We start from the raw sequence: 23892 nt of genomic DNA on the forward strand, positions 1-23892 counted from the left end.
CCGGCCCTTGAGGGTTCTGTCTTGTCCATTCTTCTCGTCGTCGCAGGCTTCGTCGGTCTCCTCGTCGGAGGCGAGCTTCTCGTGCGCGGGGCCGTCGCCGTGGCCGAGCGGCTGCGCGTCTCGCCCATCGTCATCGGCGTCACGCTCGTCGGCTTCGGCACCTCCGTTCCCGAACTTCTCACCAGCGTCCAGGCCGCGCGCGCGGGGTCCGCGGGCATCGCCGTCGGCAACGTCGTCGGCAGCAACATCGCCAACATCCTCCTGATCCTCGGAATGGCGGCGGCGATCCGACCGATCGCCGTGGGCGGGGCGGCGTTCCGGCGCGATGGCACGGTCCTTGCGCTCGCGACCCTGCTCTGCCTCGCCATCGTCCTGTCGGGCAGCCTCGGGCGGGTCAGCGGCCTGATCCTTCTGGCCGGCCTCGCGGGCTACGTAGCCTACGCGATCCGGACCGGCGCGGCGGTGGAGACGGAGCCGTCCCCGACGCTGCCCCGCATGCCGGTCGCGGTCGTCACCTTCGTGGGCGGATTGCTCATCACCCTTCTGGCGGCGCGGGCCCTGGTCACCGGGGCGGTATCCATCGCGGCCGATTGGGGCATCTCCGAGACGATCATCGGCCTGACGATCGTGGCCATCGGCACCTCGATGCCGGAACTCGTGACTTCCGTCGTCGCCGCGCGCCGTGGTCAGGCGGATCTGGCCTTCGGCAACATCGTCGGCAGCAACATCTTCAACATTCTCGGCATCCTCGGCATAACCGCGGCCGTCTCTCCGCTTCAGGTGCCCTCCGCGATAGCCGGGCTCGACATCTGGGTGATGCTCGCCGCGACCCTCGCGCTCGTCATCGCCGCGATCACCGGCTGGCGGATATCGCGCGGAGAGGGGGCGGTCTTCGTGGCGGCCTACGCGGCCTATCTCGGATGGCTCGTCCTCGGGACCTGAGGTGCGTCGCAGGCCGATCCGGCGGCGCCGACCGGATGCCGCCGGGCCAGTCGGGACGTTCCCGTCGGGGGTTGAAATGCCCGAGCCCGACGTGAAACAGACGGCGAGGCCGAGGAGAACGAGCATATGAAGATCGCCGCGCTGAGCTGGGGAACGAACAACATCGGGGACGATGTGCAATCGGTGGCGGTCATGCAGCACCTGCCGCCCGTCGACGTCTTCATTCCCCGCGACCATCTCGATGCCTATGACGGGGAGCGTGCGCTCCTGGTGATGAACGGCTGGTTTCTCGAAGAGCCCCGGAACTGGCCGCCCAGCGACAGGATCGTCCCGATCTTCTTCGGCTTCCACCTGCACAAGAAGGCGCGCGCCTCGGTCTCGGAACATGTCGAATACCTCCGCCGCCACGAGCCCATTGGATGCCGCGACCGGCCGACGATGGAGTTCGTGCAATCCCTGGGCGTCGAGGCCTATTTCTCGGGCTGCGCAACGCTGACCTTCGACGCTCCCGCCGACAGGGCACCGGACTCGTTCTACCTCGTCGAGCCGGACCGCAGCATGCCGATCGGCGCGCTGGACGTGCCCGACGATCTGGCCGTCCGGAACGTCAGCCACCGTCTCGTGGCGGTCCCGCTCGACCTGCGAATGCAATTCGCGCGCGAGATGATCGCGACATACGGGCGGACGGCCTCCTATGTCGTCACGTCGCGCATCCATTGCGCGATGCCCTGTGTCGCCATGGGGATCCCCACGCTCTTTACCGGGCCGGTCGGTCGCCGGACCTCGATCATCGACGAAGCCGGAATTCCCCGCCTCGCGCAGCCGAAACTGCTCGACCGCCTGAAGCGTCCGGCAAAGGTGCCGCTGCCGGAACGGGTCGATATTTCCGCGCTCAAGCGCAAGATCACCGAGGATCTGCGGGGGCGTATCGCGAAGGCACTGGCCGAAGGCTGACGGGCTCCGTCAGCGCTTCACTGCGATCCGGCCTTCCTCGGCCAGCGCCATGGCGATGCGCCGCTCGGCCTCCCAATCGTGCGGACCGCGGTTTTCGCGCTTGCGGTAGAAGGTCGTGCTCGTCTTGAAGTCGAACCCGTAGAGGGTGATCGGCGCATCGGTCAGCCGCACCAGCATGTCCAGCGCCATTGCCCCCACCGACGGACGCGCCCCGAGCCGCTCCGTCAGCGCGTCGAGAAGTTCGGTCGGATAGAAGGCCTGCGCCGGGTCTTGGCACGTCTCCCGGTCGAGCCCGCTCATCCAGATCGGGAACGCGTTGCGAAAGTAGCCGCGCCGCAGCCACGTGCGCCAGCCGCCACGCCGCAGGTTGTATTCGAGGCTGGGCCGGGTGCTGAAGCAGTGGATGTCGATGCGGCGCCCTTGGGCGGATCGTCGGACCGGAATACCGGAATTGAGGCGGACGACACAGCCACGGTCGATCGCCGCCCCGTGCCCCGTATCGAGGAGAGACCTTGCATTGCCCACGAGCGAGATCGGACGACCGGCTATGACCCGGTCGAGATCCGCCCGAAGCGCCGACGCATCGTCAGACACCCAGACACCAGCGCACGACCGCCTTCTGCGCATGCAGACGGTTCTCCGCCTCGTCGAACACGACGGAGCGGGGGCCGTCGAGCACGGCATCGGTGATCTCCTCGCCGCGATGTGCCGGCAGGCAATGCATGACCAGCGCGTCGTCGGGCGCGGCGCGCATCAGGCGTTCGTTGACCTGAAACGGCCGCAGCAGGTTGTGGCGCCGTTGGCGGGAACTCTCGGCATCGCCCATCGAGACCCAGGTGTCGGTGACGACGAGGTCGGCATCCGAGACGGCCCGCTCGGGGTCACGCTCGATCCGCACGTCGCAGCCCGCCTCGCGCGCCGCCTTCACAAGCGCCTCTGGCGGGTCGAGCTGGACCGGACCGGAGAAGGTGAAGTCGAACCCGAAGCTGACCGCGGCGTGCAGGAAGCTCTGCGCCACGTTGTTGCCGTCGCCCATCCACGCGACGCGCTTGCCGGCGATGGGCCCGCGATGCTCCTCGAAGGTCATCACGTCGGCCATGATCTGGCAGGGATGGGAATTGTCGGTCAGGCCGTTGATGACCGGCACGCTCGCATGCTCAGCCATCTCGTGCAGGATGTCCTCGCCGAAGGTGCGGATCATGATGAGATCGACGTAACGGCTGAGCACGCGCGCCGTGTCGGCGATGGTCTCGCCATGGCCAAGCTGCATCTCCGCACCCGACAGGACCATCGTGCCGCCGCCCATCTGGCGCACGCCCATGTCGAAGCTGACGCGGGTCCGGGTCGAGGGCTTCTCGAAGATCAGCGCGACCATCCGGCCCGCCAGCGGCAGGTCGTCGTCGGGCGTGCCCTTGGGGCGGCCCGCGCGGGCCGTCTTCATCGCGTTGGCGTTTTCGAGGATCGCGCGCAGGTCGCCCGGATCGGTTCTGTGGATGTCGAGGAAATGTCTCATGTCGGACTCCGGGTGGAGGGGCCGGAAGGCTGCCTGCTCCCGGACCCCTCCGAAGGTGTTTTCGGCCAGAGGAACCTCAGGCGGTGACGCGGGTGGTGACCGACGCGGCGGCGCGGTGGAGGCGGGCGACCGCCTCGCGGATATCGTCGTCGGCGATGTTGAGCGGCGGCAGGATGCGCAGGACGTTGTCGGCCGCCGGGACGAGGATCATCTCCTGCGCATAGGCCGCCTGAAGCACGTCGGTATTCGCCACCTTGCATTTCAGGCCCAGCATCAGACCCGATCCGCGCACCCCTTCGAAGACGTCGGGATGCGAGGCGACGAGGCCTTCGAGCCCTTGGCGCAAGAGCCCCGCCTTGCGGCGCACGTCGGAGAGGAACCCGTCGGTCGCCACGATATCCATGACAGCGTTCCCGACCGCGCAGGCCAGGGGATTGCCGCCATAGGTCGAGCCGTGGCTGCCCGCGCTCATGCAGGCGGCCGCGTTCTCCGTCGCCAGCAGCGCCCCGAGCGGGAAGCCGCCGCCGATGCCCTTGGCGACCATCATGATGTCGGGCGCCACGCCCGCCCATTCATGCGCGAACAGGCGGCCCGTCCGGCCCATGCCGCACTGCACCTCGTCAAGGATCATCAGCGTGCCGGTCTCGTCGCACAGGTCGCGCAGGCCCTTGAGACACTGGTCGGGGACGGGAACGATGCCGCCCTCGCCCTGCACCGGCTCAAGGAGCACGGCGGCCACGTCCGGCTCGGCCATGGCGGCATAAAGCGCCTCGTGATCGCCGAACGGCAGGTGGCGGAACCCGGGCAGGAGGGGGCCGAAGCCCTTGGTCATCTTCTCCGACCCGGCCGCGGCGATGCCGGCGGAGGAGCGGCCGTGGAAGCTGCCGGTGAAGGCGAGGATCACGTGACGCTCGGGCTGGCCCTTCTCCGACCAGTACTTGCGCGCCATCTTGACGGCCAGTTCGCAGGACTCAGTCCCCGAATTGGTGAAAAACACCGTGTCGGCAAAGGTCGCCGCGACCAGCTTCTCGGCCAGCGCCTCCTGCTGCGGGATGTGAAAGAGGTTGGACGTGTGCCAGAGCATGCCGGCCTGTTCCGTCAGCGCCCGCGTCAGGTCGGGATGCGCATGGCCGAGCGCGTTGACCGCGATGCCCGCGCCAAGGTCGAGGAAACGTCGCCCGTCACGCTCCACCAGCCACGAGCCCTCGCCCGAGACGAAGCTCAGCGGGGCACGGTTATAGGTGGGCAGGATGGCGGGGATCATGGCCTCAATCCTTTCTGGGTGCATGAAGGACTTGGCGTGGCGTAAATCCGGCGACCTGTCAATTCACGCATGCCTTGCGCGGGGCGCTGGCGATTAGGTGTCCGAGGTCGGAAACCCGGGGGATCGGGCCGGATAATTCCGGGTTCCCCTCGACAAGCTTCTGCTGGCGCGGCACACCTGCCTGCATGTGGCCTCGAACGCGTGCACTCTCCGTCCATCTGCTGACCGCCACCGGCGTGGTCTTTGCGATGCTGTCGCTTCTGGCGGCGGTCGAGGGGGCGTGGTCGGGGATGTTCCTGTGGCTGCTCGTCGCGCTGATCGTCGACGGGGTGGACGGGCCTCTGGCGCGCCGCTGGGACGTGACGCTCTACGCGTCGCGGTTCGACGGGGTGCTTCTCGACCTCATCATCGACTACCTCACCTATGTCTTCATCCCGGTCTACGCGCTCTATGCAAGCGGACTGGTGCCCGGCTGGGCGGGGTGGGGGATCCTGATCGTGGTGCCCTTCGCCTCGGCGCTTTATTTCTGCGACACGCAGATGAAGACGCCGGATGCGAGCTTCGAGGGCTTTCCCGGCTGCTGGAACATGGTCGCACTGGTCGTCTTCATCCTGGAGCCGAATCCGTGGCTGACGCTGGCGGTGTCGATCCTGCTGTCGGCGGCGATGTTCCTGCCGCTGCGCTTCGTCCATCCGGTGCGGACGGCGCGGTGGCGGCCGCTGACGCTCGGCGTGACGGCGCTGTGGCTGGCTCTCGCGCTCACCGCGGCGTGGGGAGAGTTCGGTCTGGGCGAGGTTCTGGGTGCGATCTTCGGGATCTGCTCGGTCTACCTGCTGCTTGCGGGGATGGTGCAGCAGGCGATCGAGAAGCGCGGCACCTGAAGGCGATTACCCATGGGTAATTGCCGGAAGTCACTAATTTCGAAGCAGATTTTTCAGAGGTCGACCGAACCGTCCGGGTTCGGCTCGATGTCCTCGAAGGCGTCGGGCGGCAACGGCTCCCGGCGGCGGATGAGGATGTCGCCGTTGGGCAGGATCTCGGGTGCCTCGTAGGCATCGAGATCCTCCACCACCGTGCCGAGCCGGCTCTGCAATTCGCGCAGGAACGGCGCGGCATCCACGGCCAGTCCCTCGAGATCGCGGAGCGCGGGCTCCATCTCCTGCCTCAGCCCGTCCATGAACAGGCGCAGGCCACGCTGCATCATGCCCTCGCCGTCGGCCTCCTGCGCGGCGGCAGGCAGGGGCAGGGCGATCAGGGCGGCGAGGATCAGATGTTTCATGTCATGGAAATTGGGCTGCCGACGCGTCGAGGTCAAGGACGACCGGGCGGGGACGTGTCGATCCGCCGGCGCCCCGGATGCGGAAAGGACGGGGTCAGACCGCGTCGGCCTGGATCCGCTCCCACGCGCGGTTGATGGCCACGAGGCGCTTCTCGGCCATCTTCACCGCTTCCTCCGGCAGGCCGCGGGCGATCAGACGATCGGGATGGCTTTCGCGGACGGCGGCGCGCCAGGCGGCGCGGATCTCGGGCATCGGCGTGTCGGGGGTGACGCCCAGAACCTCGTAGCAATCGGGCTCCGCTCCGGGAACGAAACGCGCGCGCAGGCGGGCAAAGTCGCGATCGGGCAGATCGAAGATCTCGGCCACGCGGGCGAGGAATTCTTCCTCGGCGGGATGATAGGCGCCATCGGCCACGGCGATGTGGAACAGCCCCTCCATCAGATCGCACAGCGTCTCGGTATCGCCGGCGAACATGCGGGCGATGCTGCGGGCATATTCCTCGAACCCGGCGACATCGGTTCGGGCCATGTCGAAGACGCGCGCGGCATTGGCCTCCTCCTGCGGAGGGATGACGAAGACCTCGCGGAAGGCGGCCACCTCGTCGCGGGTCACGCGGCCATCCGCCTTGGCCATCTTCGCGCCCAGGGCGATCACCGCGATGGTGAAGGCGACCGACCGTTCGGGCGGGGCGCGGAGCCTGTCGAACAGGGCGGCCAGCGCTTCGCCCGGAGCGAGGCGGGAGAGAGCTTCGAGGATGCGTTGCCAGAGCGTCATGAACCGTCCCTATGCCGAAGTGAGCGCGACGAGAACGGCGACTTCCGAAATCTGCTGGCACGCCCCCAGCAGATCGCCCGTCTGTCCGCCGATCTTCGCGCGGGCCACGCGGCCGAGCGCCCAGAGCGCCGCCGCCACGAGCGCCGCCGCCGCGAGCCCGTGTGCGCCCGCCGGAAGCAGCGCCAGCGCCGCGAGGGCGACCGCGATCCAGACCGCATGGGCGGGCGGCCGTCCGGTCCCGTGCGACAGGCCGTCGGCGCGGGCATGGGGCTGCCAGCGCATCAGGACCGCCATGGCGGCGCGGCTGACCATCGCGGCGGCGATCACCGTGAACAGGACGTGACCCTGGATCAGCGCCGTCGCGATCAGCGACCAGCGCAGCAGCAGCAGCAGGATCAGCGCGATGACGCCATAGCTGCCGATCCGGCTGTCGCGCATGATCTCCAGCCGGCGGGCGGGCTCGGCACCGCCCCACAGCCCGTCCGCCGTGTCGGCCAGCCCGTCCTCGTGCAGTGCGCCCGTCAGCAGCACCGAGACGGCGATGACGAGCGTCGCCGCCACCGCGGGCGTCGCGCCGAGCGCCCAGCCCGCGACCCCGGCCAGCCCCGCCGCGAGCCCCACGACCAGCCCCACCAGCGGCCAGGCCCAGGCGGCGCGGGCGGCGGGCGCGGTCGGCTCGCCGCGCACCGGCAGGCGGGTCAGCAACATCGCCGCGGAGATCATGTCGGATCGAAAGGTCATCGTCGTCTCTCGCTGGCGGAACGTCGCCCCGTGGCCTATCGCTCCGGACAGAGCCGGTAAAGACCGGGCCGAACCGGGAGATGCCGATGACCGACCTGTCCAGCCACGCCGCGATTCGCGCCGCGCTCGCCGCGCTGCCGGAACCCGATGACGCCGCGCGCGTGGCGGCGCGCAAGCGTGACGCGCAGCTGACCAAGCCGCCGGGATCGCTGGGCCGGCTGGAGGAGCTGGCGATCTGGTACGCGGGCTGGCGCGGGGAGGCGCGGCCGCGCGTCGCGGCGCCGCAGATCCTCGTCTTCGCGGGCAATCACGGGATCGCCGCGCAGGGGGTCAGCGCCTTTCCCACCGAGGTGACCGCCCAGATGGTTGCCAATTTCGAAGCCGGAGGCGCCGCGATCAACCAGCTCGCCGATCTTGCGGGGGCGCGGCTCGATGTCCACGCGCTCGATCTCGACCGGCCGACGGCGGATTTCACCCAAGGCCCCGCGATGGCGGAGGCCGAGGCCTGCGCCGCCTTCGCGCGCGGATGGGGCGCGGTGGCGGACGGGACGGATGTCCTGGTCGTGGGGGAGATGGGGATCGGCAACACGACCTCGGCCACGGCGCTGGCCTCCGCGATCCTTGGCGGCAACGGCTGGGCCGGGCGGGGAACGGGGGTGGACGATGCCGGGCTCGCGCGCAAGGAGGCGGCGGTGGCGCGCGCGCTGGCGGTCAATGCCGACCGGACGGGTCTGGGCGTGCTGACGGCGTTCGGCGGGCGGGAGCTTGCCGCCATGGCGGGCGCCATCGCGGGCGCACGGGCGCGGCGCGTGCCGGTGATCCTCGACGGGTTCATCTGCACGGCGGCGGCGCTGACGCTCTGGGCCGAGGAGAAGGGTGCGCTGGATCATTGCGTCGCCGGGCACCTGTCGGCCGAGGGCGCGCATGGGCGGATGCTCGACGCGCTCGGGATGGCGCCGCTCCTGTCGCTGGGCCTGCGGCTGGGCGAGGGCTCGGGCGCGGCGCTCGCGATCCAGGTGTTGCGCGGCGCGCTGGCCTGCCATTCGGGGATGGCGACGTTTTCCGAGGCGGGGGTGGCGGGGGGCTGAGGCGCGTCAGCGCTCCGCGTCCCGCTCCGCCACCATGAAGGACAGCGCATCGGCGAGGATCTTCGTGTCGCGGCCGTTGGTCACGCCGCCCACGCCGACGCGGCGATTGACGCGCCACCAGAGACCGGGCGCCCAGGCGCGGCCGAGGGGGCGGCGCAGGCGGATCAGGAAGCCGTTCGACGGCTTGAAGGTGAACAGCGACCGGTCAACGGAGTCGATGTCGTCCATCGCGGCGATCCAGGTGCCGTCCTCCTGCCGCAGCCCGTCCGCATCGAGGATCAACGCCACGCCCGAACGCTCCCATCCCCGCCACGCCAGCAGCAGCGCCGCGACCCCCGCCACCACGAGGAACGCCCGCCAGCCGAGGTCTGCCGGCGGAGAGGCCAGCGCGATCCACAGAAGAAGCAGGCCTAGGATCCCCTGCACCCCCACGGCGAAGGCGCGGCGGGACGGAGAGGCGCGGACGATGTGGAGCGGTGCGGACATGCGCCTGCCCTAGCGCCCCGCGCGGGGGCGCACAACGACGGTTCGCGCGGGCAAGTTGTGTCGCGGGCAGGGGGCGCCTACCTCGGCGTCAACACCAGATTCAGGAGACGCGCCATGTCCCTCAGACCCGTCCTCGAGACCCGCGAGGCCCGACCGACCATGGAAGGGGCGGGCGTGCATCTGCACCGCGCCTTCGGCTTCGGCGATCCGTCGGAGCAGGATCCGTTCCTGCTGTTTGATGATTTCCGGGGCGACCACGAGGAGCTCTACAAGGAGGGCTTTCCCTGGCACCCGCATCGCGGGATCGAGACCATCACCTACGTTCTGGCCGGCGAGGTCGAGCACGGTGATTCGCTGGGCAATCGCGGCACGCTCGGGGCCGGCTCGGTCCAGTGGATGACGGCCGGCTCCGGCATCCTGCACCAGGAGATGCCGCGCGGCGATGCGCAGGGGCGGATGCACGGCTTCCAGCTCTGGGCGAACCTGCCGTCGTCGCTGAAGATGACGGCGCCGCGCTATCAGGACATCGGGGGCGACGACATTCCGGTCGTCACCGAGGATGACGGCACCACGGCCCGCATCGTGATGGGCACGTTCTGGGGCAAGACGGGGCCGGTGGACGGGATCGCGGCGGATCCGCAATATCTCGACATCTCGGTGCCGCCGAACGTGAAGCGTCGGTTCAAGGTCGACACCTACCGCCAGACCTTCGCCTATGTCTTCGCGGGGGCGGGGCGGTTTTCGGACGCATCCGCACCGCAGGGGGTTCTGCTGGAGAAGGAAGTGGCCGGGCAGGAGGTCAACATCCGCGACCTGTCGGGCAACCGCACGCTGGTCCGCTTCGGCACGGGCGACGAGATTACCGTGCAGGCCGGGCCGGAGGGCGTGCGGTTCCTCCTCGTCTCCGGCGCGCCGATCCAGGAGCCCGTCGCGTGGCACGGGCCGATCGTGATGAACACGCAGGACGAGTTGAAGCAGGCGATGCGCGAGCTGCGGAACGGGACGTTCATCCGGCCCGCCCACTGATCCCGCGCGTCCCGCTGGCCTTCGCGCCGGCGGGGCGCTACGTCTGCGCCATGCTGAACGTCATCCGCCACGGCGAACCCACGAATGCTCCCCCCCTTCTGATCGCGCATGGCCTGTTCGGGTCGGCGCGGAATTGGCGGGTGATCGCCACGCGCCTTGCGGATGCGCGCGAGGTCGTCGCGGTGGACATGCGCAACCATGGTGCGAGCCCGTGGCACGATACCCATTCCTATCACGATCTCGCGGCCGATCTGGCCGAGGTGATCGGCGATCGTCCGCATGACGTGCTGGGACATTCCATGGGCGGGAAGGCGGCGATGGTTCTGGCGCTGACGCGGCCGGAGGCGGTGCGGCGGCTCGTGGTGGCCGATATCGCGCCGGTAACCTACGGGCACAGTCAGGCGCATCTGATCGACGCGATGCGCGGCGTGGATTTCGCCACCGTCAGCCGCCGCTCCGACGCGGCCGCGCAGCTTTCGCAGGTGCCCGACGGGGGGACGCGGTCGTTCCTGCTGCAATCGGTCGATGCGAACGAGGGGCGCTGGATGCTGAACCTCGACGTGCTGGAGCGCGAGATGTCGAAGATCGTAGGCTTTCCGGAGGTCGACGGCACGTTCGAGAGGCCCGCGCTTTTCTTGTCGGGGGGCGAAAGCGACTATGTCAGGTCGGAGCACCGCGACCGCGTGCGGGAATTGTTCCCGGCGGCGCGCTTCGCGAAGATCCCCGGCGCGAACCATTGGCTGCACGCCGAGAAGCCGCGAGAATTCGAGGCGGCCGTGCGGGTGTTCCTCGACGCCTGACGCGGCTCAGGCCGTCAGGCCCTCCGGCTCCGGCAGGCCATGCGCACGGCAGCAGGCCGTCACGGTGTTGGCCAGAAGGCAGGCGATGGTCATCGGGCCGACGCCGCCCGGCACCGGCGTGATCGCGCCCGCGACCGCGGCGCAGGATTCGAAGTCGCAATCGCCCACCAGCCGGTTCTTTTCGCCGTTCGGGACGCGGTTGATGCCCACGTCGATCACGGTCGCGCCCGGTTTGATCCAGTCGCCCGTCACCATCTTCGGGCGCCCCACGGCGGCCACGACGATATCGGCGCGCCGCACGACGGCCGGCAGGTCGGCGGTGCGCGAATGGGCGATCGTGACCGTCGCGCTGTCGCGCAACAGAAGCTGCGCCATCGGCTTGCCGACGATGTTCGACCGGCCGATCACAACGGCCTCCCGCCCCGAAAGATCGCCCAGATGGTCGCGCAGCATCATCAGGCAACCCAGCGGCGTGCAGGGGACGAGCGCCTTCTGCCCGGTGGCGAGCCGGCCGACATTCGAGATGTGGAAACCGTCCACGTCCTTGTCGGGATCGATCGCGTCGATGACGAGGCCCGCATCGATATGGTCGGGCAGGGGGAGCTGCACGAGAATGCCGTGAATGGCCGGATCGGCGTTGAGCCGCGCGACGATGTCCAGCACCTCCGCCTCCGAGGCGGTGGCATCCAAGCGGTGCTCCTCGGAATGCATCCCGGCCTCGAGCGTCTGGCGGCCCTTGTTGCGCACATAGACCGCGCTGGCGGGATCCTCGCCGACCAGAACGACCGCAAGGCCCGGCGTGACGCCCGCCGCCTTCACACGTGCGACCTCTTCGGCGACGCGGGCGCGGATGGTGGCGGCGAAGGCTTTGCCGTCGATGATGGTGGCGGTCATGGGGGCTCCTCTGGAGGGGCCGGATCGCGGGGATCCGGGGCTCGGGTTCGTTGCCGGCGGGATGCGCTTCTGGCGAACGCGCATCCCGCCGGCAACGTCTGCGACGCGGACGCCTGTCAGAACAACCCCTCGACCTCGCCGGCATCGTTGAGGCGGATATTCTCGGCGCTGGGCACGCGGGGCAGGCCCGGCATGGTCATGATCTCACCGCAGATCACCACCACGAACCCGGCCCCCGCCGAAAGCCGCACCTCGCGCACGGGTACGGAATGGCCGGTCGGCGCGCCGCGCAGGTTCGGGTCGGTCGAGAAGGAATATTGCGTCTTGGCCATGCAGATCGGCAGGTGGCCATAGCCCTCGTCCTCCCACGCCTTGAGCTGGTCGCGGACCTTCTTGTCGGCCAGCACCGCATCGGCGTGATAGATCCGCTTGGCGATGGTCTCGATCTTCTGGAACAGGCCCATCTCGTCGGGATAGAGCGGCGCGAAGTTGGCTTGCCCCGCATCGGCGATTTCGGCCACCCGGCGCGCAAGGTCGGCCGACCCGGCGGATCCGTCGGCCCAGTGCCGCGACACGATCGCCTCCGAACCCTGGCTGGCGACGTAATCCTGCACCGCCTGCACCTCGGCCGCGCTGTCGCCGGTGAAGTGGTTGATGGCGACGACGACGGGAACGCCGAAGGATTTCACGTTGCCGATATGGCGCCCGAGATTGGCGCAGCCCGCACGCACCGCCTCAACATTCTCGGCGCTCAGATCGGCCTTGGCGACGCCGCCATTCATCTTCATCGCCCGCACCGTGGCGACGAGCACGACGCAATCGGGGGCGAGGCCCGCCTTGCGGCATTTGATGTTCATGAACTTCTCGGCGCCGAGATCCGCGCCGAAGCCCGCCTCCGTGACGACGTAGTCGGCCAGCTTGAGCGCGGTCGTCGTGGCGATGACCGAGTTGCAGCCATGGGCGATGTTCGCGAAGGGCCCGCCATGCACGAAGGCGGGATTGTTTTCGAGCGTCTGGACGAGGTTCGGCTGCATCGCGTCCTTCAGCAGCACCGTCATCGCGCCGTCGGCCTTGATGTCGCGGCAGAAGACCGGGGTGCGGTCGCGCCGGTAGGCCACGATCATGTCGCCCAGACGGCGCTGGAGGTCCGACAGATCGGTGGCGAGGCACAGGCAGGCCATCACTTCGGAGGCGACGGTGATGTCGAAACCCGTCTCGCGCGGGAAGCCGTTGGCCACGCCGCCGAGCGAGGCCGTAATCTGGCGCAGCGCGCGGTCGTTCATGTCGACGACCCGCCGCCAGACGACGCGGCGCACGTCGATATCCAACTCGTTGCCCCAGTAGATGTGGTTGTCGATCATCGCCGACAGCAGGCTGTGCGCCGAGGTGATGGCGTGGAAATCACCGGTGAAGTGGAGGTTCATCTCCTCCATCGGCACGATCTGCGCATATCCGCCGCCGGCCGCGCCGCCCTTCATGCCGAAATTGGGGCCCAGCGACGCTTCGCGGATGCAGATCATCGCGTTCTTGCCGATGGCGTTGAGCCCGTCGCCCAAGCCCACCGTCGTGGTCGTCTTGCCCTCGCCGGCGGGGGTCGGGTTGATCGCCGTCACGAGGATCAGCTTGCCGTTCGGGCGGTCACACACGCCGTCGATGAAGCGCTGGGAGACCTTCGCCTTATCGTGGCCATAGGGCAGCAGGTCGTCCTCGCCGATCCCGATGCGTTGGCCGATCTCGCGGATCGGCTGCTTCCTGGCTTCGCGGGCGATCTGGATGTCGGTCTTGTGGCTCACGGGCTGGCTCCCTTCGTGTTTCCCCTCCGCAATAAGACGTTCGGGGACGGGGGGTGCGCGCGAAAACCGACCTGTTCGCGTTCCGGGACGGCGTTGTGGGGGATCGCGGAGGGCGCCGGGTGCGCATCGGAAACGAATTGTTCCGAAGTTGAACGGTGCGAATCGGGGAACTGTAAGGGATCGTTAGATGTTAGCCTGGCAAGGCGGTGGGGAAATGTCGGCAAAGAACTGCCTATTGAGGAGATCGCCCATGAGCGTCCACAGTATCTGCATCCATGCCGGTTTTGCCACCGGCCTCGGTCTCGCGATCCTCACGGGCCTCGCGCTGGCCTGAACCCGTCGGGACAATCAGACACCTCGTCACGGCCTCTGGTCGGGGATGTGCAGCCTCAGACGCTTGCCGAGTCGGATTACGCCCTCACGCTCCACCTACACCGTCACACCGCGACGGCCCTCGGCGACGGCCTTGAACCGTAGGCCATGACCTGGGGCGCCTGTGTCGATGATTAGGCGCCGGCAGGTGGCAGGGTCGGTTCGCCATGTCGACGACCATCGTGGCCCCGCCCTCGGCCTGCAGGCGCGAGGACGGCGGCAGATACGTCAGGTCGGGTATCCCTGAGACGACGAGGGTGGCGCCGATATGGGCCGGGTCCAAGCCGGTCACGCCGATACCGGCAGCAATCTGCGCCACTTCCTCCGACGAGACAACGGAGAGTTGGCGGACGTTCCGGATTTCAGTCTCCTTGGGGTGCTGTGAGACGACCGACTACAGGAGGGCCGGGTCAGGCCGCCATGTGCTTTGCCCGCCGGACCCGCGAAGGTCAGCACCAGTTCCGCACATGGCAGGGAGGCGAGAGCGGCGGCACGACCCGGAACGACGCCGAGCCACGTGATCCGGCCACGGAAATCGTCGGGATGAGTGACGGCATGGCGGTCCTTCGGTTGCGACTTCGGACCTGCCGTGTGGTTCAGCGTCTGCGGCTCACGTACCAAAGGGGAATGGCGACCATGGCGAAGATGGCCGTGCCCAGTTCCATCCACTCCTCGGCACGGGCGAAGCTGTCGACAACGTCCTGAGGCACCTCGACGCCGAAGGGAAGCAGTTTCCGTCCCAGGCCGTCAAACACGCCCTTTGCGATGACGACGAGCGCGACGGAGAGCGCGACGAGCCATGGCCAGACCTGCCCGTCGCGAACTCCACGCACCATGGCAGGCAAGCCGCGGCGGACCAGGCGCACACCCGTCCACAAGGCGAAGATCACGATGGCCAGCCCGATGGCCTTTTCCCACAACGGATAATCGCCGGTGTAGAAGCGGGACTTCAGGATCCCGCCGGACAGCAGCGACTTGTCGAGATCCATTTCCCGCAGGATCGCGAGGATCAGCGTAACGGGAATTTGCCATTCCCGTCCGAAGGCGAGGCCCGGCACCAGCCAGGCATAGAGCAAGGCCGCGCAAAGATAGGCGACGATCGTCGCGACCTCCACCGGGCCATCTTCTCCGTAAAGGCCGCTTTCGCCCCGGACGAACAGGAGTGTCAGGAGGACGAGTGCGGAGGCGAGCGCAAGCGGCAGTGCCACGCCCGCCTTTGTGTCATGGGGGGAGGTCAAATCGATCAATCCGTTCCTGCGGCGTTTCGGCGGACCTCTATCCGGCCGCTTCGGACGATGAAAGCGGTTGCCGGCGGACAGGGTAGACCGCCACGAACAAGCCCCGGTCAGAGACCGGGGCTTTAGAAGAGATTAGGTGGGTTCCGGTGCTGGATCGATTCCGGGCGCCTTCGGTTTTGGCTTGGTCTTCGGGATCGACGTCAGGCTGGAGCCGCCGGTCGTGTCGGCGCCGTCGTCATCGTCCCCCCGCTTCAGCGGCTCTCCGTTGATCACCTTCATGATCTCCGGACCCGTCAGCGTCTCGTATTCAAGAAGGCCCTGAGCGAGATTTTCGAGCGCGTCGTTTTTTTCCGTCAGGATGCGCTTGGCGGTCTCGTAGCCCTCGTGGATGATGGCCTTGACCTTGTCGTCGATCAGCTTCTGCGTCTCGCTGGAGTGGTTCGTGCCGCCGCCATAGCCTCCGAGGAAGCTCTGCTGCTCGTTGGCGTAATCCACCAGACCGAGCTCTTCGGCATAGCCGTATTGAGTGACCATCGCGCGGGCGATCTGGGTCGCCTGCTTGATGTCCTGGCTCGCGCCCGAAGTGATGTTTTCCTTGCCAAACGTCAGCTCCTCGGCGACGCGGCCGCCCATGGCCATCGCGATCCGCGAGGTGAACCACTGGTAGCTGGCCGAGATGCGATCCCGCTCCGGCAGCGACAAAACGAGACCCAAGGCCCGGCCACGCGGAATGATCGTCGCCTTGTGGATGGGATCGTGCTGCGGGACGTTGAGGCCGACGATCGCGTGGCCCGCCTCGTGATAGGCGGTCAGCTTCTTCTCGTCCTCGGACATGACCATGGAGCGACGCTCCGCACCCATCATGACCTTGTCCTTGGCCTGCTCGAAATCGTCCATCGTGACGACGCGCCTGCCGATTCTTGCGGCCATCAGCGCCGATTCGTTGACCAGGTTGGCCAGGTCGGCACCGGAGAAGCCGGGCGTGCCGCGGGCGATGATGCGCAGATCGACATCCGCACCCAAGGGAACCTTGCGCGCATGGACGCCGAGAATCTTCTCGCGGCCCTTGATATCCGGGTTGGGCACCTGGACCTGCCGGTCGAAACGGCCGGGACGCAGCAGCGCCGGGTCGAGCACGTCGGGACGGTTCGTGGCCGCGACGATGATGATGCCCTCGTTGGCATCGAAGCCGTCCATCTCGACCAGAAGCTGGTTCAGCGTCTGCTCCCGCTCGTCGTTGCCGCCGCCATAGCCCGCGCCGCGCGAACGGCCGACCGCGTCGATCTCGTCGATGAAGATGATGCAGGGCGCATTTTTCTTGGCCTGCTCGAACATGTCGCGCACGCGGCTGGCGCCGACGCCGACGAACATCTCGACGAAGTCCGAGCCCGAAATGGTGAAAAAGGGCACACCCGCTTCGCCCGCCACGGCACGGGCCAGAAGCGTCTTACCGGTGCCCGGAGGGCCGACCAGCAGGGCGCCCTTGGGGATCTTGCCGCCAAGGCGCGAGAACTTCTGTGGGTTGCGCAGGAATTCGACGATCTCCTCGAGGTCGTCCTTGGCCTCGTCGATGCCGGCCACGTCGTCAAAGGTGACGCGGCCACTCTTTTCCGTCAGCATCTTGGCCTTGGACTTGCCGAACCCCATGGCGCCGCCTTTGCCGCCGCCCTGCATCCGGTTCATGAAGAAAATCCAGATACCGATCAGCAACAGGAACGGCAGCCAGAGCGACAGCGCGCTGAGGAAGCCAGATGTCTCCTGACTGCGGGCGGCAATGGCGACGTCATTGGCCAGAAGCGTTTCGGTCACGTCGACATCGGCCGGCTTGATCGTCGTCAACTGGGCGCCGGACGCGCTGTCGAAGACGATGCGTTCGCCATCAAGCTCAACCGAGGTGACGGAGCCGCTCTCCACCTGATCGATGAACTCCGAATAGGGGACCTCACGCGAAGACATCGCGGAATTGCCCCCCGAAAAGATCTGGAACAGCGCCATGACGAGGACGAAAAGAACGACCCAGAAGGCGATAGTGCGCGCGTTTCCCAAGAAAAGTACTCCCGATGGCGCGGGTCTGGTCCGCGCGTTGGATCAAGCGACAAGATAAGCATCTGGGCCATGGGTTCAACGGGCGATCAGCACCTGAGCGAAGGTCGGACGCAATGACACGCTCCATTCCGTGAATAATCCGGCCAGCGGCGCGGCGATCAGCCGCGTGCCGTCGCGGATCGCCGGCGATGCCAGAAGCGACATGCGCGGCAGGCCGGCCTCGCGCCATGGCGTCTGCGTGATATCGTGGCCCAGGGCGCCGACCGTCAGGCCGGGGCGGTGCGGTCCGGAACAATGCCATCGTACGTCCCAAGGCCGGTCCGTAGGGCCGGGCGGCGCGCAGAACGCGGCCTCGCGCGCGATGCGCAGCGTCCCGGTCTCGTCGGACATGCGGCATCCGGCCAGCGTCGCCGTTCGGCCCTCCAATGCATTTGCGACGAAGCGCGTTCGTTCGGCGTGGCGTGGACCGTAAGGGCGCCCCCCAATCCAGCGCAGCGCGGCAAGAAGGATCCGCGGGACGGGATCGGGATCGTCGGCATGGAGGGCCGCAAGCGCCGCCCGGTCGAGCAGGAGATCGCCGCGATCCTCCCGCACGTATCGCGCGGCGATTTGCGTTGCATGGGCGACGAGGCTGATACGCGCCTCCTCCAGCACCGCCGCCGAGGCCGCGATGCTCGCGACGTCGAGGCCGAGGCTGGCGATGGCCTGCCGTGCGGCCACGCGCTCGAACGTCGCATCCTCGTTGGAGGAATCCTCGGACCAGCCGATTCTGCGGGCGGTGAGGGCGGCACGCAGGTCCGCGCGCCGGACCGTCAGGGCGGGGCGAAGCCAGTGCAGGTTCCGGTCGTGACGCCCTTCTGCCATCCGCGCCAATCCGTCGATGCCGGAGGCACGGGCGAGGCGCATCATCATCGTTTCGGCCACGTCGTCGGCGGTATGGCCAAGGAGGACCGCTTCCCTGCCGATAGGAGCCGCCTCGGCGATGGCATCGTAACGCGCGGTGCGGGCGCGCGCCTGCAGATTGGGGCCGGGGGCGACGCGGAGGCGGATTACCTCATGCGGATGACCCAGACTTTCGCACAGGGCCGCAACCTGCCGGGCCTCCGCTTGGGCCTCGGGGCGCAGGCCGTGATCCACGGTGACGACATGGAGGCCAATGCCCGTGCTTCGCGAGACCGCGTCCGCGGCGAGAAGAAGCGCGGTGGAATCGCTGCCGCCGGAGACGGCGACACCGAGCGGGTCGGAGTGTGCGGCGGTCAACAGCGCCGCAATCCGGCGCGCGACCGCGTCGATCGCGTCGCCGGACAAGGGCGCGTCAGGAACAGTCGAGGCCCGACATCGCGGCACTCGCCTGCGCGACGGCCGGCGAGTCGGGGAACCGGACGGCGACCTCGGACAGCGTCAGGCAGGCTTCGTCGCGCTGCCCGAGAGCGCCGAGCGCGGTGCCCAACCCGACCAGAGCGCGGGCCGCATACGGACCTTCGGGCGTACCCGAGAAGCTCTCCAGATAGCCGCGGGCCGCTTCGGCGTGACGGTTCTCGGCGGCGAGCGCCTGACCGCGCAGGAACTGCGCCTCGCCGGTCAGAGGACCCGTCGGATAGGCGGTGACGAAGCGGCCGAACGCCTCGGCCGCCGCGGCGGTGTCGCCTGAATCGAGCGCCGTCTTGGCCGCGTCGAACTCGGCCCGCTCGCTCACCGCGAGTTGCGGGCCGGTCGTGGTCGGCGCGGTCGACAGGATGCCGTCGGAGGCGGGGCTTTCGGTGTCGTCCGCATCCGCCTCGCCCAAGGGGCCAGGGTTGGGAAGCGCCGTGAGGTCGCATTCCTCGGTCAGCTCGCAGAGTTGGAACCGCAGATCCTCGATGCGGGCGGCACCGTCGCGCGACACGCTCTCGATGCGGAATTCCATCCGCTCGGTCGCCTGGGTCAGCCGCTGCAATTCCTGCTCGATCGCGTTCACACGGTCGAGCACCGTGGAGCCGCCGACCGCCATGTTCGGCGCGCCGGTCGTGTTCAGCTCGGTGCGCAGCCCTTGGAGCTCGACGTTGAGCACGGCGAGCTGCTGGCGGATGTCGGCAAGCGTCTGCGTCCGGTCCTGCTGTGCAAAGGCGGGCAGCGAGACCGGCGCCGCCAGCGCCGCCACGAAGGCGATGGCGAGGCGCGCGCGCATCACACGCCTGCCCCGGCGGCCAGTACCGTGACGGCACGGCGGTTCTGGCTATAGCAGGCCTCGGTCGAGCAGATCTGGAGCGGACGCTCCTTGCCGTAGCTGATCGTGCGCAGGCGGCCGGCCGAGACGCCTTGGCTGATCAGGTAGTCGCGCGCCGCATTGGCCCGGCGTCCACCGAGCGCGAGGTTGTATTCGCGCGTGCCCTGTTCGTCGGCATGCCCCTCGATCAGCGCGGTGTAGCCCGGATTGGCATTCAGCCACTGCGCCTGCCCGGCGAGCACGGTCTGCGCCTCGGCGCTCAGATTCGACTGGTCGACGGCAAAGAGAACGCGGTCGCCGATATTCTGCTGGAAATAGGCGGCCGAGGCCGGATCGTTCGGCCCGCCGGGGGTGAAGCCGCCGGCATTCGCGCCGACACCCGCGCCGTCGAACCCTTGGCCGCCGGCACCGCCGCCCGCGCCGAGCCGGTCGCCACAGGCGCCGAGCGCGAGCGTCGTGGCGAGGATGAGGGCGGTCTTGGAAATCTTGGAAATCATGTGCGTGATCCTATTGCAGTAGCGGGCCCCAGGAGGGGTCGGAGGCGGCCGCGGGCGTCGCGGCGCGTTGAAGGTTGCGGCCGGTGATATCGACCGAATAGAGCGCCGGCGCACCCTGCGCCCCCGCCGTTTCGCGGGTAAACATCACGACGCGGCCATTCGGTGCCCAGGTCGGCCCCTCGTCGAGGAATGCGCCCGTCAGAAGCCGCTCCTCGGAGCCGTCGGTGCGCATCACCCCGATATGGAAGCGGCCGGCATTCTGCTTGGTGAAGGCGATGTAATCTCCCTTCGGGCTCCAGACCGGGGTGCCGTAGCGGCCCTCGCCATAGCTGATCCTGCTGCCGTCGCCGCCCGAGGCGGGCATGACGTAAAGCTGCGGCTGACCGGAGCGGTCGCTTTCGAACACGATCCGGCTGCCGTCGGGCGAGAAGCTGGGTGCCGTCTCGATCGAGGGCGCCGTGGTCAGGCGGTTCGTCGTTCCGGATGCGAGGTCGAGGACGTAGAGGTCCGTATTGCCGGCGACCTCGGCCGAATAGACGACCCGGCCGGAATCGGGCGAGAACCGGGGGGCGAAGCTCATGTTCTGGTCGACGCCGCCGACGGTCTGCTTCTCCAGTGTGCCCACGTCGATGACGGTCACGCGGGGAAAGCCGGATTCGTAGCCCGTATAGATGATTTTCGTGCCATCGGGCGAAAAGCGCGGGGCCAGCACGATGGAGTCCGAGGAGGTCAGGTACTGCACGTTCGCGCCGTCGTAATCCATGACCGCAAGCCGTTTCTGGCGCGCATCCTTCGGGCCGGTCTCGCTGACGAAGACGACGCGGCTGTCGAAATAGGGGCCTTCGCCGGTGATGCGCGAATAGGCGGCATCGGCGACCTTGTGGGCCATTCTCCGCCAGCCATCCGCCGTGCCGACGAATTGCAGCCCGTCGCCGAGCGGCTGTTCGGAGAAGACGTCGAACAGGCGGAACTGCACCACGATCCGCCCGTCGGGCTCGACGAGGACGGATCCCGTGATCAGGGCCTGCGCGTTGATCGCCTTCCAGTCGGAATACTCGATCGGAGCGTCGAAGCTGGAGACGCGCGAGATATGCGCATCGCGCGGGATCTCGCGGAACAGGCCGGTATTGGACAGGTCGGCGGCGATGACGCGGGAGATGTCCTCGGCCAGATCCTGCGCCGCGGGATTGCGCGCCACGAAGGGCGGGACCGCGACGGTCAGCGGCTCGATCACACCGTCGGTGATGGTGATGCGCAGCGGGCCGGGCGCCGCATCCTGCGCGGTGGCAGGAACGGATAGCGGCAGCGCCAGCATCAGCGCGGCGCAGAGGCCTTTGAAAAATGTCTTCACCCTAGACCTCTTCGTTTCCTTAGCGGAGATTGCTTCGGTATCGCCAAAGTGGCGCGGTTTCTCAACCGTTCTGCCGCGCGCGGCGCTCACGTGCGCGTGTTTCATCAGCGCAGGCGCATCTGCGACGGGTCGAAGGACATCTCGATCTCCTTCCACTGCTCGTATTTCTCGGGCGGCAGGTCGAACCCGTCGCGGCCGCACCGGAAGATGGCGCGGCGGCCGACCTCGAAGGCCTGCTGCGCCGCCGCCTGCGAGCCACCCTCGAACCCGACCAGACGCAGCGTGTTGGGGTTCGGCACGCCGTTCGGGTCCATCTGCATGTAGATCGTCACTGTCGTGCGCAGCGCCTCGGTCGACAGGCTGAAGACGTTCCAGCAGCGGCTGACCGCCACGCGCAACCCGTCCCTCTCGCCTTGGGTGAGCGGGGGGCCGGCGGGTGCGGCGGGGGCCGGCGTGCCGCCGCCGCGGGCTTCCGCAAGGGCGGCGCTTGTGTCGATGGCCGCCGGCGTGTCCTCGACAGGCTCGCTCGGTTCGCTCTGCTGCGCGGCCGCGACCTGCTGCGGCGGCTCCGGCTCCTCGGGTGCCTCGGATGGGGCCTCCTCGGCCGCGACGGGCGTCGGCCGGTTCGGGCGCCGGGACGGACGGGTGGAGCTTTCAGGCGCGCGTCCGGGCGTGTCGGCCTCCGTCACGATGATGGGCGCGGTCTCCTCCGGGGCGGCCGGTGCCTCCGACGGCTCGGCGGGCTCTTCCTCGGCGGGTTCCGGCGTCGGCGGCGCCTCGACTGTCGGCGCGGTGTCGACCATCGGCGGCGGCGCGGGGCTGGGCCGGGTCGAAACGATGTCGGCCGGACGCGGCGCGGGGCGATCCGACAACTCGGCCGTCGGATCGTCGGCGGGGGCCGCGGGCGGGGCGGGCGCATCCGGCGTGTCGGCGGCGACATCGGCCTGCGGCGGCGGGGCGATCTGGCTGAAGTCGGGCTGCGCGTCCGGGGCGGAGGGCGCGGGGGTCTCGGGGCGCGCGACGCTCTGCGGGGGCGGTGTCTCCTCGGCGGGCGCGGGCGCGGGCGCGTCGGGCGTCGCTGGTGCTTCCGGGGCGACGGGGGCGGGCGGCACGTCGGCGGGCGCCGCCGCGATCATCGCGTCGAATTCGGCGGACGATATGACCGAGACCGCCGCGATCTCAATGCTGTCCTCGGGCGGCACGGGCGCGAACAGGCCGGAGATCAGCGCCCAGCCCAGCAGGCCCGCATGGGCCGTTCCGGAAATCGCGACGGCGGTGCGCGTCTCCATGGGCTACTGCCCCGTATCCGCCGCGCCGTCGCCTGCGCCGCTCAGGGTCGGGCCGCCGGGCTCGGTCACGAGACCGATATTGCGGAAGCCGCCGGCATTCAGCGCGCCCATCACCACCATCACGTCCGAATAGGACACGGTGCCGTCGGCGCGCAGGAACACCTTGTCGCCCTGCCGCTCGCCCGCGATGGCGCGAAGTCGCGGCACGAGATCGTCGCGCGGCACCTCGGTCGACCCGATCAGGACGCGACCGTCAGCCGCGATCGTCAGCGCGAGCGGCTCCTCCTGCTCCTGCGGCAGGGGGGCGGCGGCGGTTTCGGGCAACTCGATCGGCACGCCGGCGGTCAGCAGCGGCGCGGCCACCATGAAGATGATCAGCAGCACCAGCATCACATCGACGAAGGGCGTGACGTTGATCTCCGACATCGGGCGCGATCCGCCGGAGGAGCGGCGCCTGCGGCGGGTGCCGCCGCCGGGCTGGACGATGCCGCCGGCCATTCAGGCGGCGTCCAGCTGGCGCGACAGGATGGTGGCGAACTCGTCGGCGAAGGCTTCGTAATTGCCGAGAATGCGATCGCTGTCGCGGCTGAGCTTGTTGTAGAAGATCACCGCCGGAATCGCGGCGACGAGGCCGATGCCGGTGGCCAGAAGCGCCTCGGCAATGCCGGGTGCGACGACGGCGAGGTTGGTGTTCTGGCTGATGGCGATCTGCTCAAAGGCGTGCTTGATGCCCCAGACCGTGCCGAACAGGCCGATGAAGGGTGCGGTCGACCCGATCGTGGCGAGGAAGGTCAGCCCCGAGGTCAGGCGGTCGCGCTCCTTGGAGATGGCGACGTCCATCGTGCGGTCGATCCGGGACTGCGTGCCGGTGATCAGGCCGCCATCGTCGCGGTGACTGCGCGACCATTCCCGCATGGCGGCGGCGAAAATCCGCTCCGACGCGGATTTCGGGCTGTCGCCGATCTGGTCGTAGAGCTCGTCGAGCGGCTCGCCCGACCAGAAGGCCCGGTCGAAGGCGGCGGCGCGGGTCCGGGCGCGGCGGAACTGCACGACCTTCTGGATCAGGATCGCCCAGACCCAGATCGAAGCCGCGAACAGCATGATCATCACGAGTTGCACGACGACGGTCGCGCGCAGGAACAGCGCCCAGATCGAAAAGTCGATCTCGCTGGCGGCTGCCAGAACTTCGGTTTCCATCTGGACTGCCCGTCCTTGTTGATCGGGTCGTTTTCGACCGCATTATGGGCAAATCACCTAGCAGACGAAAAACGCCTTGGCGAGGCGGATCGGGGGGCTCACGGAAACTTGCGAACCGTTCGATATGGGCGAAACGCCGCC

25 protein-coding genes are annotated in these 23892 nt (G+C 68.5%); 6 read left to right on the forward strand and 19 right to left on the reverse strand.

Annotated elements, in window-relative coordinates; genetic code table 11:
* Window positions 1-21: 21 nt before the first annotated feature.
* Both JSE7799_RS12475 and JSE7799_RS12480 read left to right on the forward strand, forming a co-directional pair.
* Complete coding sequence (locus JSE7799_RS12475) at window positions 22-942, forward strand: calcium/sodium antiporter (protein WP_055663912.1); 921 nt, start codon at window positions 22-24, stop codon at window positions 940-942.
* A gap of 126 nt (window positions 943-1068) precedes the next feature.
* The gene (locus JSE7799_RS12480) at window positions 1069-1896 is read left to right on the forward strand and encodes a polysaccharide pyruvyl transferase family protein (protein WP_055663913.1); all 828 of its coding nucleotides are present in this window, start codon (window positions 1069-1071) and stop codon (window positions 1894-1896) included.
* Window positions 1897-1905: 9 nt separating this feature from the next.
* Here the strand turns inward: JSE7799_RS12480 and JSE7799_RS12485 are convergent, their stop codons facing one another.
* From JSE7799_RS12485 to JSE7799_RS12495, 3 genes are all read right to left on the reverse strand, one after another.
* Complete coding sequence (locus JSE7799_RS12485) at window positions 1906-2490, reverse strand: glycosyltransferase family 29 protein (RefSeq protein WP_055663914.1); 585 nt, start codon at window positions 2488-2490, stop codon at window positions 1906-1908.
* Window positions 2483-3409, reverse strand: coding sequence for an ornithine carbamoyltransferase (gene argF, locus JSE7799_RS12490; protein ID WP_055663915.1), 927 nt, complete (start codon window positions 3407-3409; stop codon window positions 2483-2485). The genes JSE7799_RS12485 and argF overlap by 8 nt, the downstream gene beginning before the upstream one ends.
* Window positions 3410-3485: 76 nt before the next feature.
* The gene (locus tag JSE7799_RS12495) at window positions 3486-4673 is read right to left on the reverse strand and encodes an aspartate aminotransferase family protein (protein WP_055663916.1); all 1188 of its coding nucleotides are present in this window, start codon (window positions 4671-4673) and stop codon (window positions 3486-3488) included.
* 185 nt (window positions 4674-4858) lie between these two features.
* Between JSE7799_RS12495 and JSE7799_RS12500 the strand changes: the two genes are divergently transcribed.
* Window positions 4859-5554: a CDP-alcohol phosphatidyltransferase family protein gene (locus tag JSE7799_RS12500; RefSeq protein ID WP_055663917.1), complete on the forward strand. Its 696-nt coding sequence runs from the start codon at window positions 4859-4861 to the stop codon at window positions 5552-5554.
* Window positions 5555-5607: 53 nt separating this feature from the next.
* Here JSE7799_RS12500 and JSE7799_RS12505 read toward each other — a convergent pair whose 3' ends face one another.
* The 3 genes from JSE7799_RS12505 to cobS all read right to left on the reverse strand — a co-directional run bounded on the left by JSE7799_RS12505 (window position 5608) and on the right by cobS (window position 7468).
* Window positions 5608-5952, reverse strand: coding sequence for a hypothetical protein (locus JSE7799_RS12505; protein WP_055663950.1), 345 nt, complete (start codon window positions 5950-5952; stop codon window positions 5608-5610).
* A 94-nt stretch (window positions 5953-6046) separates the two neighbouring features.
* Window positions 6047-6727, reverse strand: coding sequence for a molecular chaperone DjiA (locus JSE7799_RS12510; protein ID WP_055663918.1), 681 nt, complete (start codon window positions 6725-6727; stop codon window positions 6047-6049).
* Between the two features lie 9 nt (window positions 6728-6736).
* A complete protein-coding gene (cobS, locus tag JSE7799_RS12515) occupies window positions 6737-7468 on the reverse strand; it encodes an adenosylcobinamide-GDP ribazoletransferase (RefSeq protein WP_055663919.1) in 732 nt (243 codons plus the stop codon).
* Window positions 7469-7554: 86 nt separating this feature from the next.
* Between cobS and cobT the strand changes: the two genes are divergently transcribed.
* Window positions 7555-8556, forward strand: a complete 1002-nt coding sequence (gene cobT / locus JSE7799_RS12520) for a nicotinate-nucleotide--dimethylbenzimidazole phosphoribosyltransferase (protein ID WP_055663951.1) — start codon at window positions 7555-7557, stop codon at window positions 8554-8556.
* A gap of 6 nt (window positions 8557-8562) precedes the next feature.
* On the opposite strand, the gene JSE7799_RS12525 is transcribed toward cobT, so the two are convergent.
* Complete coding sequence (locus JSE7799_RS12525) at window positions 8563-9042, reverse strand: hypothetical protein (protein WP_055663920.1); 480 nt, start codon at window positions 9040-9042, stop codon at window positions 8563-8565.
* 114 nt (window positions 9043-9156) lie between these two features.
* On the opposite strand from JSE7799_RS12525, the gene JSE7799_RS12530 reads away from it, so the two are divergent.
* The gene (locus tag JSE7799_RS12530; RefSeq protein WP_055663921.1) at window positions 9157-10068 is read left to right on the forward strand and encodes a pirin family protein; all 912 of its coding nucleotides are present in this window, start codon (window positions 9157-9159) and stop codon (window positions 10066-10068) included.
* Window positions 10069-10118: 50 nt separating this feature from the next.
* Window positions 10119-10868, forward strand: coding sequence for an alpha/beta fold hydrolase (locus JSE7799_RS12535; protein WP_055663922.1), 750 nt, complete (start codon window positions 10119-10121; stop codon window positions 10866-10868).
* A 6-nt stretch (window positions 10869-10874) separates the two neighbouring features.
* Here JSE7799_RS12535 and folD read toward each other — a convergent pair whose 3' ends face one another.
* From folD to tolQ, 12 genes are all read right to left on the reverse strand, one after another.
* The gene (gene folD, locus JSE7799_RS12540; protein WP_055663923.1) at window positions 10875-11762 is read right to left on the reverse strand and encodes a bifunctional methylenetetrahydrofolate dehydrogenase/methenyltetrahydrofolate cyclohydrolase FolD; all 888 of its coding nucleotides are present in this window, start codon (window positions 11760-11762) and stop codon (window positions 10875-10877) included.
* A gap of 116 nt (window positions 11763-11878) precedes the next feature.
* Window positions 11879-13555 (reverse strand): formate--tetrahydrofolate ligase, encoded by a 1677-nt coding sequence (locus tag JSE7799_RS12545; protein WP_055663924.1) that lies wholly within the window; start codon window positions 13553-13555, stop codon window positions 11879-11881.
* Window positions 13556-13973: 418 nt separating this feature from the next.
* Window positions 13974-14246: a hypothetical protein gene (locus JSE7799_RS22320; protein WP_370736657.1), complete on the reverse strand. Its 273-nt coding sequence runs from the start codon at window positions 14244-14246 to the stop codon at window positions 13974-13976.
* A 277-nt stretch (window positions 14247-14523) separates the two neighbouring features.
* Window positions 14524-15135, reverse strand: a complete 612-nt coding sequence (locus tag JSE7799_RS12550) for a hypothetical protein (protein WP_222101757.1) — start codon at window positions 15133-15135, stop codon at window positions 14524-14526.
* Window positions 15136-15297: 162 nt separating this feature from the next.
* Complete coding sequence (ftsH, locus tag JSE7799_RS12555; protein WP_055663926.1) at window positions 15298-17211, reverse strand: ATP-dependent zinc metalloprotease FtsH; 1914 nt, start codon at window positions 17209-17211, stop codon at window positions 15298-15300.
* A 75-nt stretch (window positions 17212-17286) separates the two neighbouring features.
* Window positions 17287-18519 carry a tRNA lysidine(34) synthetase TilS gene (gene tilS, locus JSE7799_RS12560; RefSeq protein ID WP_186201930.1) on the reverse strand — a complete coding sequence of 411 codons (1233 nt, stop codon included), beginning with the start codon at window positions 18517-18519 and terminating at the stop codon, window positions 17287-17289.
* A 7-nt stretch (window positions 18520-18526) separates the two neighbouring features.
* Window positions 18527-19378: a tol-pal system protein YbgF gene (gene ybgF, locus JSE7799_RS12565; protein ID WP_055663927.1), complete on the reverse strand. Its 852-nt coding sequence runs from the start codon at window positions 19376-19378 to the stop codon at window positions 18527-18529.
* Window positions 19378-19923, reverse strand: a complete 546-nt coding sequence (gene pal, locus JSE7799_RS12570; protein WP_370736658.1) for a peptidoglycan-associated lipoprotein Pal — start codon at window positions 19921-19923, stop codon at window positions 19378-19380. The genes ybgF and pal overlap by 1 nt, the downstream gene beginning before the upstream one ends.
* Window position 19924: 1 nt before the next feature.
* On the reverse strand, window positions 19925-21229 hold the full coding sequence (tolB, locus tag JSE7799_RS12575) for a Tol-Pal system beta propeller repeat protein TolB (protein WP_055663954.1): 1305 nt from the start codon (window positions 21227-21229) through the stop codon (window positions 19925-19927).
* A 140-nt stretch (window positions 21230-21369) separates the two neighbouring features.
* Entirely contained in the window at window positions 21370-22554 is a 1185-nt protein-coding gene (tolA, locus tag JSE7799_RS12580; RefSeq protein WP_055663928.1) for a cell envelope integrity protein TolA, read from the reverse strand.
* Window positions 22555-22557: 3 nt separating this feature from the next.
* Window positions 22558-23052 (reverse strand): ExbD/TolR family protein, encoded by a 495-nt coding sequence (locus tag JSE7799_RS12585; protein ID WP_055663929.1) that lies wholly within the window; start codon window positions 23050-23052, stop codon window positions 22558-22560.
* A complete protein-coding gene (gene tolQ / locus JSE7799_RS12590; RefSeq protein ID WP_055663930.1) occupies window positions 23053-23751 on the reverse strand; it encodes a protein TolQ in 699 nt (232 codons plus the stop codon).
* Between the last annotated feature and the right edge of the window lie 141 nt (window positions 23752-23892).

Source organism: Jannaschia seosinensis, assembly GCF_001408515.1.
GTDB classification, from domain to species: domain Bacteria; phylum Pseudomonadota; class Alphaproteobacteria; order Rhodobacterales; family Rhodobacteraceae; genus Jannaschia; species Jannaschia seosinensis.